Below are 15,366 nucleotides of genomic sequence, written 5' to 3'. Positions count from 1 at the left end.
AAAATTTATATTACTGTCTCTATTTTATACCTTTCAAACCATCTATTCAATATCTGTTATTCTATTCCTAAAAATCATGGCTCTCTTTTGAAGAAAAATTCTTTTTTCTTCTGATCTTCTGGTAAATCAAGATTATGCAGAGCAAAGTAAAGAATGTAGCAAGCACAAAGGGAAGCAGTTTTGAAAAGCTATAACACTGCCCTGCAATTGCTCCAACTGGCATTGAAAAAAGAGATATTAAAAACATTGAAATTGAAAGAACATGTGCCCTTCTTTGGTCATCAACAGAGTTTGCAAGGATTGCATCCACAAATGAGTAATAAATTGCAGCCCCAATCGCCCCAATGATTGTGACAACTATCATGAGGAAAAAGCCAAAAGCTCCAGGCTTTGTTACTAAAATTAGAGCATTTGAAACGGTTATAAAAAGCATACCCCACAACAATATTGTATCGTGATTTTTCTCTTTCAGTTTTGGTATGAGAAAGATTATAAAAATAAGTGTGACAATACTCCACAGAGTCGGAAATAGAGAGATAATATCATCTGGGTAATTGAGCCCTTCGCTAAGATATATGTTCTTATAAGTATCTCTAAATATAAGTGCCACGTTTCCAAATATAACAACCAGAACTATTAAAAGAAGGTCTTTGTTTTTTATCATGTATTTTACGCTTTCAAGCCATTCAGAAAACTTGTGACTATCACCATTGTTGTTCTCCTCAACAAGCTTTTGTCCAACTGAGCTCTCAAGGGTTATAAGGTGTCTTACAACTATCAATATATTTACTAAAATTCCAAATACAAGCACAGTGCCTTTTGTTGCTGCAATCAACCCATATTTTGCAACAAGCACACCCATCAAAGGTGCAAAAAGGTTCCCCATGTTCCATACAAAAACGGTGACAGAGTATATTGCAACCCTTTCATTCTCTGTTGCATCTTCCATTAACAAAAGTCGCCAAGCAAGTTCAGAGATTCTCATAAGACCGTTGAAGATTGTAGCTATCAAAAACCACACAAAGCTTTTGGCAAAGAAGAAGATATAGGCATACACGCACCATGCTAAAAAATCACCTATGAGAAGGACTTTTTTTCGTCCAAACCTATTCACAAGTATACCAGCAAATGGTGAGGTAACAAGCATTACTAAGTTCAAAATTGTAGAAAGAAGGCCTATCTGATAGTCCTTTACCCCAAGCCTTGTCATGTAAAGAGAAGAGTAGATGATAAACATAGCGTAGGGAATAGTGAATATTGGCTCAAACAGCAAAATTTTTTTGGCATTTGGATTTATTTCTTTAAAAGCTGCAATTAACTGCTCTATCTGTGCCTTGATTTTTACCATAACAACCACCCCAAAAATACAAAAACACTATAGCTGGCTATTGCCTTTATCAAAGCTCTCCACTAATTTTAATATTATTAATTCCCTCTCTTTTCGCACGATTATAAATTTGGTGTAAATATTCCATTTCTAAATCCTGTATACCGCAAAGTTTGCTATCTAAAACATCAGGTGTGTATTTGTAAGGCTTTATAACATAGAGCTTTGCGTTTTTAAGCCACCTTGCAATCTCCAAGATATCCTCAATGGTATGAAGATTTTTGTTGACGGTTGTTCTAAATTCATAGTCTATTTGAGAGTTTATTAGAAGATTAACTGATTCCTCAATTTTTTTAATATCTTTAAATCCTGTAAGCTCAGGGTATTTTCTGAGTGGTGCTTTTATGTCCATTGCTACATAGTCTAAAAGATTTTCTTTCAAAAGTTTCTGTAAAACCTCTGGTCTTGAACCGTTTGTGTCAAGTTTGACAAGAAGATCTCTTTGCTTTATTTTTTTTATAAACTCTGTCAGATACTCTTCATTCAAAGTTGGCTCTCCACCTGTGATGCACACAGCGTCAACTATGCCTTTTCTTTTGTCTAAATACTCAAAAAATATACTGTCATCCATAAAATTTCCTTTGAAGTTTACAAGTTGGGAGTTGTAGCAAAATGGACACGAAAAATTGCAGCCACCAAAAAAACAAGTAGCTGCAATCTTTTTTGGATAGTCAACAGTTGATATTTTCATAAAATCAACAAGCATGGCGATTTTCTCCTTTTTGTATATTTCTAAACTTTGCACCAAAAATGCGCATATTTTATTTTAACCTTTAAACTTGAAAATTTGCAAACCTCTTAATTGGTTAAAAAAGAAAAAAAGAAGATTTATTCAAGTTTTTTTCTGACCAAAATCATGTTTTGCTCATCTTTGCAGTAAAATTCAAAATCACAGCCTGTGCAATCTTTTTTCACTATAGACTCTTCAATTAACTTTAAAACATCCTCTTTTGTCTTGATACTTCGTATTTCATCAATTGTCTTCAGAACATCCTCAAGATGCTGAGTTGCCATTTTGTATTCAAACATCTTGCCTTCTCTTAACCAACATATGGATGAATGTATATCTTTTTTCGGCTCTCTTTCTAACACTGCCTTTGTGTAAATAAATAACTGTGGAATGTACATTTCAAATTTATTGTGGTCAAAATGCAAGTTTGTTTTAAAGTCAAGAAGATAAATCTTGTCAGGAAGATGATAAATTTTATCAATTATACCGTATATTATTTGGTCACCCAGCTTTAAATAAAAAGGCGCTTCACTTTCTTCCTTTACTACCTTATTTTTGATTGAATTTACGAATGGACTTTCAAAAAAGTTGTAAACAAGATTCCTGATTAAGTTTTCATCTTCAAATCCATTTTCTGCCATTGCCAAGGCTATGTTTTGAGCAAGAGTATGTAACTTGTCAAGCGATGTAAGTTCAAGTACTCTGTGGACGGTCGTACCAAGCAGTTTTGCATTGCAAGAGAGCTCAAGTTTTGTATTTGCCTCATCAAAAATGGGCAAGCCCATTATATACTTGAAAGCAAAAAGTGCCCTGCAGTTTTTAAAATCTATTATGTGCGTAGGTGATAGATACCTGAATCTGTTTTCAAATTTATCTTTCATGATTGTGGTTGGAAGGTAAGATTTGGTATGAACCTCAAAGCTTTTGCAAAAATCTTTTTCCAATTTTTCGTTATCTTTTAAATCAATCTTCTCATATTCAATGCCTATTTCTTTTGCTGCTTCAATAATTTTGGAAAATTCAATCTCATCAGCAAATGACTTTGAGCCACCTCTTTTTTTGCCAACAGGTTTTACGGTTGAATTTACTATAAAAAGTCCTGCCATTGGCCTTGTTATTGCAACATAAAAAAGTCTTTTTAGTTCTTGTTTGTCCTGAACACTTGCAATGTCCTTTACCTCCTTATACTTATCCTTCATCCATATAGGGGCTATTACATATTCCTTGGATTGAACATTATAGCTACCCTTTAGCTTCGGATTTCTCATAACTGGCCCTTGCGTACTCTCACCAAGCCCGATTAAAAACACAATTGGAAAGCTCAATCCTTTTGCTGAATGAATGCTCATCAAAATACTACTATCACTCAAACTTTTACCAAACTGAAACCTTTCGTTCTCAAGATTTATAAATTTCTCCAGATCATCAACCGAAAAGCTTTCGCTCTCTTCTACCAGATCATAAAATAATCTGACATTTTCATATGCCGGTTTGCCAAAGATGTTGTAGACTTTGCAACTGTACTCAAAAAGTTCTTCAAACTCGTGTAGAATCTCAGACAGTTTTTTAATATAAAGGTTTTCCCGTATCTTTGAGATGAAATCTTTTAAATCATCAGGAACAAGGTTTTGTAGCTGCTCTATAGTGCTAAAAAGCGCTTGATGTTGATTTACACCAAAAATTGGGTTTAAAAGTAGTTGCATATAAGCTGATTTTTTATAAGGGTTTTGAAGCACATTCAACAGTCCCCAAAGAGGTACAACTTCTCTTTGTTGCAAAAGCCCTCTTTTGAAGTTTATCTCAAGTGGAATGTTATACTTTTCAAAAACCTCTTTGTAAATGTGCGCAATACTCTGAATTTTTCTTGAAAGAATTGCAAAATCAGAGTATTTAACCTTTCTTTTTGGTGCGCCACCAATGCTTATCTCAAATCCATTTTCCACCATTTCTTTTATTGTCTTTGCTACAAAGTGGGCTTCATTTGTAGCTCTATTCTCACTTGTTGGATTCAAAATTTCAACAATCTTCAAAAAACCATCTGCACTGTAAAAATATTTAAGAGGTTTGTAATCAGGAAAAAGGATTTTGCTGATTGCATCAATCTTTTGACCTAAAGCTGAATTTGTTCTGTAGTTTGTGTCAAGCTCATAAATTATGTTTGATGTTTGAGCTGCCTCATCAAAAACAACAGGTTCTGCACCTTGAAAACGATAAATAGACTGTTTCTTGTCACCAACATAGATTATGTTCTCACAAATATTTTCAAAGATTTCTTTTTGCAAAAAGTTTGAGTCCTGAAACTCATCAACAATGAGGTATTTAAATTTAGAATTTATATCGGCTTTGACCTCAGGAATTTGCACAAGCTTTGCAGCTTTCTCTAAAATTAGGTCGTAAGTTATTTCTCTCAAAAATTCCCTGTCCAACATTTCAGCTATGTGGTCAAAGATATAGGTAACCTCTGGGTCTAAAGGAATTGTCTTTTGAATGTACTTTGCTGAATTCGAATACTCTTCAATCAAGCCCTGAAGAAGATGAAAATATTCTTCAATAAAAAACTTTTCTAATGGTAATTTATCCAAAACAATTGGAACAACCGAAAGATAATTGTCTATGAATTTGTAATAAAGTGCATTCAGTTCAGGCACTATTTTGAAGTTTGCATCAACTTTTGCTCTCATCCAGTAAAACCTCAAAAGATAAATACAAAAAGAATGTATTGTTTTTATATGTGAACTTTGAATCTTTGAAATTGTCATGATGTCAATGTTTCTTTGGCGTGCTTTTGAGATTATCCTGCCTTTTAGCTCTCTTGCAGCCTTTTCTGTATATGTTATTGCCACTATCTGCTGTGGCAGGGCTTTGTCTTGCTTTATCAAATCTACGTACAAATTTGCTATTCTCTCTGTTTTACCACAACCGGCAGAGGCAGTATACATTGATACCTTTGGCATTTTAATCACTTTCCCCTTTTTATGTTCTTCAGAATTTTCAATATAAAATGCACACATGATTGTACTCACATCTAAAACAATTTTTTACTGGAAGGTTTTTTTGGTAAAGTTCAGGGTCATTAAGCCTTTGAAGCAGGTCTTTTAAAGTCTCCAGACACTCCTGCGATTGTCTGTCAATCCCTTCTTGAGAGCTATTTTCATATATCACAAACCTTGGCGATTCATAAAGAAATATTGCTGCAACCTTTTCCAAATTAAAAACATTCTTAGCAAGCCAGAGCTTGTCTATTTCGTTCCATTTATTTGAATGTTTTGCTTTTACAAATCCGAAAATCTCTTCATCACCTACTTTTATAGCAAAGTTTGGGAAAAGCTGAACCTCAAACCCTTCAAAGTTTTGTCTTATTAAAAGATTGTGCTGTCCAATGTTTTGTGGAATAAACTCTTTTACGCCATTTTTGAACATTCCTTCAGCTATCTCAATTGCTATCTCCAATATATTTTCTGCAGATTTCCTTTTTACAACATCATTTGCGGTATATCTTAAGTTTCGAAGAATAAAATCATAAGTTTCTTGTGGCTGAGCAAAAGACAATATTTTCTGGATACTCATATATAGCACTCTCAAGTTTGAAGAAAAGAAAGAATCATCTTCTTTTATCTGGTCAACTGAGAATTTTTTGAATGCAAATTTCAAAGGACACTCATAAAGATAAATAAGCTCTCTGTCTTTGATTTGGACAATTTCTGGCACATGTATCCTCTTTTCATCTTGACTTTTTGAAACCTTGTTTGCATTTTTAATTAGCTTATACTCTTTATGAGTAACAATTTCACGGTCTGGTAAATAGTTGTTTTCAATTCCAACAATATCAATTCCTTCTAATTCCAAAAACGGACTTTTGCCAAGATCTTGCTGATAAAAGCGTGGGTATGACATATAAACCTCATAGGAATTAAGAATACTTCTGAAACTTACTAATTCCTTTTGAAAGTTGTAATCAAAATCCTTTATCTCATCAAGGCCAAGCTCAAGCTTTATCTGATTATTCATCAAAAAATCCTCAAGCTTTGCCCTTGGGAAAATATCATCCGAAAGTCCTATAAAATATACCTTTTCATAGTCAGAACCTATCGCGTCCTGTGGCAGAAGAATGTCTATCCCATTTAAAATCTTAATAGAAACATCTACCATCTTCTGTGAAAGGACTGTCTTAAATATATCAAGAAACTCCTCAAATGTATAGTCAAATTGAAACTCGCTGCTACTTTTACAGCCATTTTCAAAAACCTCATTCAAGGCATAAAATGCCTTTAAAAACTCAATATCGTTTACAAATTCAGCAGTTTTTGTTATCCCAAGCCTTTCAAAAACTTTTTTGGTTTGCAAAAGCCATGAACTATATGGTTTTGGCGATGTTTCATAATCCTTTTTTATTCTTCTTATTCGATTATAAACTCTCTGGATTTTAACAAGATTTTCTCTTTCTTCATCAAAAGAAAATATACTAAGTAAAAACTCAAGCTCCTCCAGTACATTTCCTATTTGATCAAAATCCATAATATAAATGTCTTTAATTTTTTCAAACAAAATCTCAAAGTCTGCTTCTTCTTTGTTCAAAAATCTGTGAGTAACAAGACTTTCAAATTTCTTTTTATCAAATTCAGAACCCAAAAATTCTATCAGGTCCAAGACAAACTTGATAAATCCAAACTCTAAAAGACTTTTTTGATAGTCAAGGTTTATGGGCAAAAGTTCTTCCTGAAAGCTCTTTGCTAAAATATCTTTGTATCTGTTTATGTTTGGCACAACAACTGCTGCCTTGCTAAAGTCAATTCTGCCTTCAATACAGTCCTTTTTTAACTCTTTTACAAGAGCATTCACCTCAAGACTAATATTGCCATATGAAAAAGCTTTTAAAAAGTTCTTATTTGAATCATACGTATTTTTTGCAATGTCTAACACAGAAGTAGATGGAAAGCCAAAGATAATATCAAATCCAAGAGCTTCAAGAAATTCAACATTTTCTTGGCAAAGTTCAACGTCATCAAAATAGGGAAGGAAAATCTCTATGCTGGAAAGTTTTCTCGAAAGTAGTTTTAAAAGCCTTTTTTGATCACTTCTAAAATCAACAAAAAATGCAATCTTTGCACTATCGTATTTTTTAAGCTCAATCTTTTCCTCTTCATAAAGCCGAATTGCTAAATCCTGAAGATATGAAAAGTTAACAAGATTATTTTTATCAAGGTATTCTTTATATCTTGCAAAAAGAAGTTTTAACCAGTCATACTTTTCAAAAGAAATTGAAGATGGTAAAGAAGGATATTCTTTTGACTCCAAAAACATAAGATTTAAAAGATACAAAACCTGGCTTACAAATTCATACGTCAACACATTTTCAAAGTCTTTTTGTCCTTTGAAGATTTGTTTTAAAAGGTTAAAAACTATCAATATTTCCTGCTCTCTTGAAATAAATTTTCTCTCTTTTAAAATTTCGTTTTTTGGCGCGTTTAGCAAATCGTCAAATGTGAATATGTCAATGTCAAACAAAACTCCATTTTTTTCAACAACCCTTTCTCTTAGCTTTTTTATGCTAAAGCGTCGTGGAAGGATTATGAGCTGATTAGGTTTTACGTTCTCCAAAAGGCTTAAACTTAGATTTTTGAGAAGGTAGGTTTTTTTCATAGGTAATTCTCCTTTCCCATTATTTCTCATTATAAAATTGGAAATATTCAAGCTTGGCTCTTTTTGGTACCAAATCTGCAAAAGCTTATATTCTTTATCGATAGGTATGGAGAAAAAGTTTTGATACAAAGTACTTGCTATTATTATTTATGAAATATTATAACCCACATTTTTTATACAAATTTGTCGAACAAAGTCGATTATCAATTATTTCTTTTTATCTTTTGCCTTCTTTAATATCTTATCTCTCATAAACTAAAAAATAAAAAAGCCCAGACCATCTGTCTGAGCATTTTTTATCTCAAACGACCATCCCAATCTTCTGCTTCAAAATCTTTATGTCCACGTCATGCTCACCGTAAAGTTGTTTTGTGGCTTTGCTTGTTTCAATTAAATCTTCTATCTTCTTTTTAGCATCATCTTTAAAAGCTGTCATCTCTTCTTTGAAATTTAACATCTGGGTTCTAAATTCTACTAAAAAAGCAAGGCCATTGTAAAGTGTGTTTATGCTGTTGGTATTCTCTTGGACTGTCTGGCGCAGAGCATAAACTTCTTTGTCAAGCAGCTCAACCTGTTTTTCTAACTCTTCAACCCTCTCTTCAAGCCTACTTACCTTTTCTTCCAGCCTACTTACCCTCTCTTCAAGCCTGTCGACCCTTGCTTCAAGTCTGTCAAGCCTCTCTTCAACTCTGTCAAGCCTCTCTTCAACTCTGTCAAGCCTCTCTTCAACTCTGTCAAGCCTCTCTTCAACTCTGTCAAGTCTTAATTTGACCTCACTCACCTCAGTCTTTATCTCTCCAATACCTTCCAATATCTTTTCTAACATTTCTCTTTCTGACATCATAAAAACCCCCATTAAATTATCCTCGCATTATTCTATCAAATTGGTTTAAACATAACGATAGAATAATTTCAATATTATTCCACAATTATAACAACCCTTTTCAAGTCCTAAACCTCTTTATAATCTTTGCTGCCATCTCATATTTTTCAAAAGGTGGCATTATATAGATCCCTGAGACCATCCCTTTTATTCTATCAACAATCTCGCAAGCAATCTCTATTCCCTCTTTTACAGGGTCTTTTGAGTTCTTCATCCTCTCACGGATTTTATCTGGTATTGTTATCCCCGGCACCTCGTTGTGCAAAAACTCAGCATGTCTTGATGACCTGAGAGGCAAAACACCCCCTAAAATTGGCGGCAGTTTAAAATCCACCTTTTCAAAAAACCTCTCTAAGCTCTCCACCTCATAAATTGGCTGAGTTTCTATAAAATGCGCCCCATTTTCTATTTTTCGTTTGAGTCTCTCAATCTCCTTGTTCAAATCATCTGCGTTAAGGTTTAATGCAACGCCAATTGTAAAGTTTGTCGCCTTGCCAATTGGATTCCCCATGTAGTCTGTCCCGCTGTTGAGCTTGTTCAAAATGAGTACAAGTCCTTCAGAGTTAACATCAAAAACAGGTTTTGCCTGTGGATGATCGCCAATTGATGGTGGGTCACCTGTCAGTGCCAAAACATTTTTAACACCCAATGCTGCTGCACCTAAAAGTTCTGATTGAAGAGAAATAAGATTTCTATCTCTGCATGTAAAGTGAAGTATTGATTCCACCCCAAGCTCTTCTTTTAATATATGCGCAAGTGCAATCGGTGAGATTCTCACTCTTGCCATTGGTGAATCTGCAATATTTACCGTGTCTGCCCCCGCCTCTTTTAAAAGTCTTACACCTTCTTTTGTCTTTTCAAGCTCTATTCCCTTTGGTGGACTTATCTCAACTGTAAAGATAAACTTTTTACCAAGTTTTTGTGAAAGCTCAGAAGGTGTGTCTTTCAAAATACTCTTTTGTTCTTCTTTTTTTTCAATAACCTCAATTTCTATACTTTTGCTAATTGTCTTTATCCTCTCTTTTATAGCCTTTATATGCTCAGGTGTTGTTCCGCAGCACCCACCTATTATCTTTGCCCCATATTTTACATACTCATCTACAAACGAAGCAAAATAATTTGCAGAAGTTGAATATACAAGCCTTCCTTGCAAAAGCTGAGGATAGCCTGCATTTGGCTGGACTGAAAATGGTCCTTTTAAATGCTGGGAAAATATCTTCAAAGCCTCTAATGTCTGGTGTGGACCATTGCCACAGTTAAGGCCAACCACATCTGCATCAAGGTTTTTTAAGAACTCTATAACCCTGTAAATGTCCTCACCGTACACTGTAGTTAGCTCTCTTGAGAATGAAAACTGGACAATGTATGGAAAGTTACTGTCAAGCTCTTTTAAAGCTTCAATCGCAATAAAAACTTCATGTGTGGATGCAGCTGTCTCAAACAGAATAGCATCCACACCTTCATCTAAAAGAAAATAAAGCTGCCTTTTATAAACCTCTTTTGCTTTTTTGTCGTCTATCTCAAATCCACTGCCAACCGGCTTTCCAAGAGGTCCAACACTTCCAATAACATATGCTGTTTGCCCTGCTACCTCTTTTGCAAGCTTTACAGCGCTTCTGTTTACTTTCTCAACTTGCCCTTCAAAACCGTAAAGTTTTAGTTTGCACTCATTTGCACCAAATGTATTTGTCTCTATACACTGGCTTCCTGCTAAAATGTAGTCGTTGTGAATGTTTTTTACAAGATCTGGGTTTGAGATGTTTGCCCACTCAAGTGGAAAATCTTTGTTATAACCTCTGTTCAAAAGTTCTGTACCCATTGCACCGTCAAAAAGTACAATATCCTGCTGACTCAAAAACTCTCTAAAGCTCTTCAATCCAGCCCCTCCTCATCTTCTCTCTCAAATCTCCACTTTGATTCCGCTGCTGCCACAAAGGCTCGATACTGAACCATACACACCAAAATAGTATCTGTCAATTAAATCTGCTTGCTCTTTTGTCTTGATATTAAATATATAAGGCTTTTTTGAAAAGTCCTGTGATTCAACCAAGAAGCTTTTCAAGACATCTATCTCTACACCTTCGTTAATGTCAACAAGTATACTATCTTCTTCAATGCCAACAAGCTCAAAGACACTTTCTTGTGAAAAGTCATTTGTGAGTTTGAATTCATAAACACTAAATTTAGATGACACATCTAAAATTGAATATATTGAAGTTATAAACCTCTTTTCTGCCATGCTTTCAAACAAGATATTTTTGCCTTTTACAAGCTTTGCAATTGCCTTTATATACTCAGGATTTGTACCGCAACAACCACCATAAAGTCTAACACCGCTTTGGATAAATTCCTCTGTTGAAGATTCAAAATCAGCTATACAATCCTCGTATATAACCTTTCCATCAATCATTTTAGGGAGTCCTGCGTTTGGCTTCGTGGACAGTGGTACAAATGAAAATCCGTTCATAGACTTTATAACATCTAAAAGCTGTTTTGCCCCGCCTGAGCAGTTTGCACCAACAAGGTCTGCACCAATAAAACTAAAAAAGTAAGCTGCAACCTCAGGTGGCGTGCCCATAAGTAGTCTTTTGTTCTCTTCAAAAGTCAAAGAAACCAAACAAGCAACATCTTTGTTTGCATTTTCTTTTGCCTTTTTGTACGCCAAAAATGCAGCCTTTGCCTCTTTTATGTCAGACATCGTCTCAATAGAAACAAAATCAGCTCCCGCTTCAATTCCTGCTAAAAGTTGCTCATAAAATACAGCCTCTGCCTCATCAAAGTCCAAGTCACCAGATGGCCTCATCAGCCTTCCCGTGGGCCCAACAGAAAGTCCAACATACCCTTCATACTCTTTCGCAACATCTTTTGCAAGCAAAATGGCAGCTTTGTTTATCTTCTCAACCTCATTTTCAAGCCCGTACTTTTTTAGCTTTTCTCTGTTTGCACCAAATGTGTTTGTTTCAACACAGTCAGACCCTGCTTCAAAATAGTCTCTGTGTATCTTTGCTATAACATCCGGCTTTGTCAAAGACCACAGGTCTGGACATTCATCTCCTTTTAGCCCGTTTTGAATAAGCTGAGTGCCCATTGCACCGTCAAAAACTAAAACCTTTTTGTAAACATCATTTTTAAACAAAATGGCATCCCATCCTCTCTCTTTTTCAAAATTTTAAAAAAAGCTGCTTAAAAAAAAACACTTTTAAGCAGCCTCTGATAATCCATATCTCACTTTATTTTTCTTGTGTAATTTCTTTTGCAACCTCTTCACTAAAGTCAGAGTTTATAAGCATAACAACGGCATCTAACGCCTCTTTTTCATCTTCGCCTTCTGTAATAATTGTTATATCATCTCCATAGTTTACCATGAGCGACATCAGACCCATGATACTCTTTGCATTAGCCCTTTTTTCATCCTTTTCTATCCAAATGATGGACTTGAACTTGCTTGCAACCTGAACCAAAAGCGCTGCACCTCTGGATGAGATACCCTGAGAATTTTCAACTTTCATCTGAAGGCTTTGCATACAATATTCCTCCTTTTCTAAGTTCCTCGGCAATTTTGTCTATCTTTCTCAGTCTGTGATTGACACCAGATTTGCCAAGGGGGTTTTTGAGCATACTGCCAAGCTCTTTTAGTGAGGCATCTTTGTATTTTATCCTAAGCCTTGCAATCTCGCGCAAGTTTTCCGGAAGACTGTCAATACCAATGGTCTTTTCAATAAATTCAATATTCTCAATATGTCTCATTGAGGCATTTATAGTCTTCTCTAAATTGGCAGTCTCACAATTGACAAGACGATTGACATTGTTTCTCAGCTCTTTGACAATCCTAATATTTTCAAGCTCTAAAAGAGCTGCATGTGCACCAATTATATTTAAAAAATCTACTATTTGTTCACCTTCCTTTAAGTATACTACATAATGGGACTTTCTTTCAACAATTTTTGCCTCAAACTCAAACGATCTTAAAATCTTTTGCAAAAATTCAGCATCTTCTTTTGTTTTCATGTCAAACTCTAAATGATACATCTTCTCAGGGTTGGTAATTGAACCGCATGACAAAAACGTTGCCTGCAGGAATGCTTTTTTACAACATTTTTTTTTAACAAGCTCTTCTTTGAGAGAAAAACTTAAAACGTGCTCTTTTGAAGTCTTCTTCACAAAGTGCAGCTCTTTTAAAACCTGCAAGTTGTCAGTACTTGGTGGTAAAATTATGGTGTAAACATAGTTTTTATTAAGCTTACTGTTCTTCTTTATTGTAACTTCGCAGTGCTTGGAAAATCCATTTTTCATAAGAAGAAAAAATGCTCTTGCTGTCTGGGCATTTTCAAATGAAGCCTTAAAAGAAAATATGCCTTCTGACTGATATATTACTCCTGCAAACTTCAAAAAGGCAGCAATAGCAGCTTTTCTACAGCAAGAAGCCTGCATTAGCTTCTTTGAGACCTCTGCCTTTGCAGACGACGAAAACGACATCTTTTCTTCTCCCCCAAAAAAGCGACTTGAGAAAAAGTTAAGTTCAGCCTCTAAAAGGCTTGCTAAGATTTTTCAGTCTAAAATAACCTAACTTATACTCATGAATGACGTCTTTCCCATAGATAAGGTTGCTAATAACCCTTGCCAATTTTGCTGAGTTGTGACGAATTAGTCCATTTGATATATTCAAAAGTCCTTCTTCGATTAATACATACCCATCCTCTTTTGTCTTTTTGTCAGCGTAGACTGGCTTTGCACCGTCTTCTTCATAGCGCTGAAGCACATCAAGTGGTATTGGCTGGTTGTTTAAAATTACAATGTCAAAAATCCTGCCTTTGCAGTGGTCCTCTATTGCACGAATATGGTCATAAAGGGTATAATCGTCTGTCTCGCCAGGCTGTGTCATGATGTTTGCAATGTAAATCTTTTTTGCGTGGCTCCTCTTTATACTCTCAACCACCTCGTTAAAGAGTAGATTTGGCATTATGCTTGTATAAAGACTTCCCGGTCCGATTATTATAACATCTGCCTTTTCAATTTCTTCTAAAACCTCTGCGTTTGGCTTTGCATCAGAAGGTGTGATAAAGACTCTCTTGATTGCACTTCTTGTTTGTTTTACAACATCAGGTATTCTTGACTCACCAACAATAACCTGCCCATTTTCAAGCTCAGCACAAAGATTTATGTTATCAAGCGTAACTGGCAAGACCTTTCCTCTTACTGCCAAGACCTCGCTCATAAGTTTTACTGCCTTTTCAAAGCTTCCCGCAATGCCTGTCATTGCAGCTAAAAAGAGGTTGCCAAAACTCTGACCTTTCAGGCTTCCTTCCTTGAACCTGTAGTTTAAAAGCTCTTGCATTATCTCCTCTGTGTTTGCCAAGGCTAAAATACAGTTTCTGATATCACCGGGCGGTAGCATACCTAAATCTTCTCTGAGCTTTCCTGAACCACCACCGTCGTCTGCAACTGTGACAATAGCCGTGATATTAGCAGTAAGATTTTTTATACCTCTTAGCATTGTCGAAAGACCTGTTCCACCACCAATCGCAACAATTCTTGGTCCTTTTTCTAAAAAACCTTTTGAATAGATAGCATCAAAGATTGTCTTTTGACTTATACGATAAGGAAGACTTCTATTCAAAAGCCTGATAAAACCTCTTATCAACCCCATCAGTGAAAGGAAAAATAGTAAAATTCCAACTATAAACAAAGCAATCCTGAGGGATAGGTGAAGCTCTAAGGTAAAATTAAAGATTTCAACGTATCTATTCAATGACGCTGAAATCAATAAAATGCACAAAACCATAAGCAAAATCCATCTTTTTATATATATCCCTGGTTTTAGAAAATCAAATATCATGACTGTCACCCTTTTATATCTTTCTCTATATCTCTATGAAAAATGGACGCTTTATATCCATTATTTTTGATAAGCTCAAAAAGTTCTTCAGCAATCGTAACAGATCGATGCTTCCCACCAGTGCAGCCAATTGCAATTACAAGTTGTGCTTTCCCTTCTTCTGCATAATTTGGTATTAAGAATAAAATTAAATCAAAAAACTTTTTTAAAAATTCCTTTGTCACATCCCACTTTAGCACATATTCTTTGACCTCTTTTTCCTTTCCCGTCTTGTGTTTTAGCTCTTCTATATAAAAAGGATTAGGAATGAATCTCACATCGAATACCAGGTCGGCATCCAAAGGAAGTCCATATTTGAAACCAAAAGACATAACTGTTATTAACATAGTTTCCCGAGATTTTTGGGCAGAAAAAATCTCAAAAAGTTTTTCTTTTAAATCCCTCGGCGAAAGAGTAGAGGTATCGATGATAAAATCTGCATATCTTTTTATATCCTCAAGCTTTTCTCTTTCTTTTTGGATGGCCTCTAAAATGCTGCCGTCACTCTCAAAACTAAGAGGATGTTTTCGCCTTGTTTCTTTATATCTTTGGACCAATACATTATCATGCGCGTCTAAAAAGAGAACTTTGAAGTTGTATGTCCCTTTTTTGAGATCATTTAAAACATCCTTGAAATCATCAAAGAGCTCTCCACCGCGGATGTCAATAACTGCTGCAATCCTTGAAATCTTGTCATTGCTTGCACTTGCAAGCTCAGCAATCTTGGGCAAAAACTGTGGAGGAAGGTTGTCTATACAAAAAAATCCCATGTCTTCAAATGCCCTAATTGCCAAGCTCTTACCAGCACCAGACATTCCGGTTATTATCACTGTCTCCAACAAGATCACCCT

The 15,366-nt window shown here is 35.2% G+C and carries 11 protein-coding genes; all 11 read right to left on the bottom strand.

All coding sequences use genetic code 11. From position 1 onward, the window contains the following. Nucleotides 1-67: 67 nt before the first annotated feature. The 11 genes from PGC14_RS01335 to rapZ all read right to left on the bottom strand — a co-directional run bounded on the left by PGC14_RS01335 (nt 68) and on the right by rapZ (nt 15,354). The gene (locus PGC14_RS01335) at nt 68-1,348 is read right to left on the bottom strand and encodes an MFS transporter (protein ID WP_271629331.1); all 1,281 of its coding nucleotides are present in this window, start codon (nt 1,346-1,348) and stop codon (nt 68-70) included. A 49-nt stretch (nt 1,349-1,397) separates the two neighbouring features. Next, nucleotides 1,398-2,093 (bottom strand): anaerobic ribonucleoside-triphosphate reductase activating protein, encoded by a 696-nt coding sequence (locus PGC14_RS01330; RefSeq protein WP_271629330.1) that lies wholly within the window; start codon nt 2,091-2,093, stop codon nt 1,398-1,400. A 122-nt stretch (nt 2,094-2,215) separates the two neighbouring features. Next, the gene (locus PGC14_RS01325) at nt 2,216-5,071 is read right to left on the bottom strand and encodes an ATP-dependent DNA helicase (RefSeq protein ID WP_271629329.1); all 2,856 of its coding nucleotides are present in this window, start codon (nt 5,069-5,071) and stop codon (nt 2,216-2,218) included. Between the two features lie 37 nt (nt 5,072-5,108). Further along, nucleotides 5,109-7,757 (bottom strand): 3'-5' exonuclease, encoded by a 2,649-nt coding sequence (locus PGC14_RS01320; protein ID WP_271629328.1) that lies wholly within the window; start codon nt 7,755-7,757, stop codon nt 5,109-5,111. A 301-nt stretch (nt 7,758-8,058) separates the two neighbouring features. After that, on the bottom strand, nt 8,059-8,598 hold the full coding sequence (locus tag PGC14_RS01315) for a coiled-coil domain-containing protein (RefSeq protein ID WP_271629327.1): 540 nt from the start codon (nt 8,596-8,598) through the stop codon (nt 8,059-8,061). A gap of 103 nt (nt 8,599-8,701) precedes the next feature. After that, the gene (locus PGC14_RS01310) at nt 8,702-10,516 is read right to left on the bottom strand and encodes a bifunctional homocysteine S-methyltransferase/methylenetetrahydrofolate reductase (RefSeq protein ID WP_271629326.1); all 1,815 of its coding nucleotides are present in this window, start codon (nt 10,514-10,516) and stop codon (nt 8,702-8,704) included. A 24-nt stretch (nt 10,517-10,540) separates the two neighbouring features. Beyond that, on the bottom strand, nt 10,541-11,776 hold the full coding sequence (locus PGC14_RS01305; protein WP_271629325.1) for a homocysteine S-methyltransferase family protein: 1,236 nt from the start codon (nt 11,774-11,776) through the stop codon (nt 10,541-10,543). A 94-nt stretch (nt 11,777-11,870) separates the two neighbouring features. Next, nucleotides 11,871-12,164: an HPr family phosphocarrier protein gene (locus PGC14_RS01300; RefSeq protein ID WP_039767604.1), complete on the bottom strand. Its 294-nt coding sequence runs from the start codon at nt 12,162-12,164 to the stop codon at nt 11,871-11,873. Beyond that, entirely contained in the window at nt 12,139-13,116 is a 978-nt protein-coding gene (whiA, locus tag PGC14_RS01295) for a DNA-binding protein WhiA (RefSeq protein ID WP_271629324.1), read from the bottom strand. The genes PGC14_RS01300 and whiA overlap by 26 nt, the downstream gene beginning before the upstream one ends. A 43-nt stretch (nt 13,117-13,159) precedes the next feature. Then, nucleotides 13,160-14,476 (bottom strand): gluconeogenesis factor YvcK family protein, encoded by a 1,317-nt coding sequence (locus PGC14_RS01290; protein WP_271629323.1) that lies wholly within the window; start codon nt 14,474-14,476, stop codon nt 13,160-13,162. A 5-nt stretch (nt 14,477-14,481) separates the two neighbouring features. Then, nucleotides 14,482-15,354, bottom strand: coding sequence for an RNase adapter RapZ (rapZ, locus tag PGC14_RS01285; RefSeq protein WP_271629322.1), 873 nt, complete (start codon nt 15,352-15,354; stop codon nt 14,482-14,484). Nucleotides 15,355-15,366 lie beyond the last annotated feature (12 nt).

The sequence above is a fragment of the Caldicellulosiruptor sp. DIB 104C genome, assembly GCF_028198085.1.
Lineage (GTDB): Bacteria > Bacillota > Thermoanaerobacteria > Caldicellulosiruptorales > Caldicellulosiruptoraceae > Caldicellulosiruptor > Caldicellulosiruptor saccharolyticus.
This window is presented reverse-complemented; position numbering and strand designations above follow the sequence as displayed.

Bases quoted from the DNA above. Each gene is read 5' to 3' on its own strand.
- PGC14_RS01335 (WP_271629331.1), bottom strand. From the start codon at position 1,348: ATGGTAAAAATCAAGGCACAGATAGAGCAGTTAATTGCAGCTTTTAAA.
- PGC14_RS01320 (WP_271629328.1), bottom strand. From the start codon at position 7,757: ATGAAAAAAACCTACCTTCTCAAAAATCTAAGTTTAAGCCTTTTGGAG.
- PGC14_RS01290 (WP_271629323.1), bottom strand. From the start codon at position 14,476: ATGATATTTGATTTTCTAAAACCAGGGATATATATAAAAAGATGGATT.
- PGC14_RS01330 (WP_271629330.1), bottom strand. From the start codon at position 2,093: ATGCTTGTTGATTTTATGAAAATATCAACTGTTGACTATCCAAAAAAG.
- PGC14_RS01325 (WP_271629329.1), bottom strand. From the start codon at position 5,071: ATGCCAAAGGTATCAATGTATACTGCCTCTGCCGGTTGTGGTAAAACA.
- PGC14_RS01315 (WP_271629327.1), bottom strand. From the start codon at position 8,598: ATGTCAGAAAGAGAAATGTTAGAAAAGATATTGGAAGGTATTGGAGAG.
- whiA (WP_271629324.1), bottom strand. From the start codon at position 13,116: ATGTCGTTTTCGTCGTCTGCAAAGGCAGAGGTCTCAAAGAAGCTAATG.
- PGC14_RS01300 (WP_039767604.1), bottom strand. From the start codon at position 12,164: ATGCAAAGCCTTCAGATGAAAGTTGAAAATTCTCAGGGTATCTCATCC.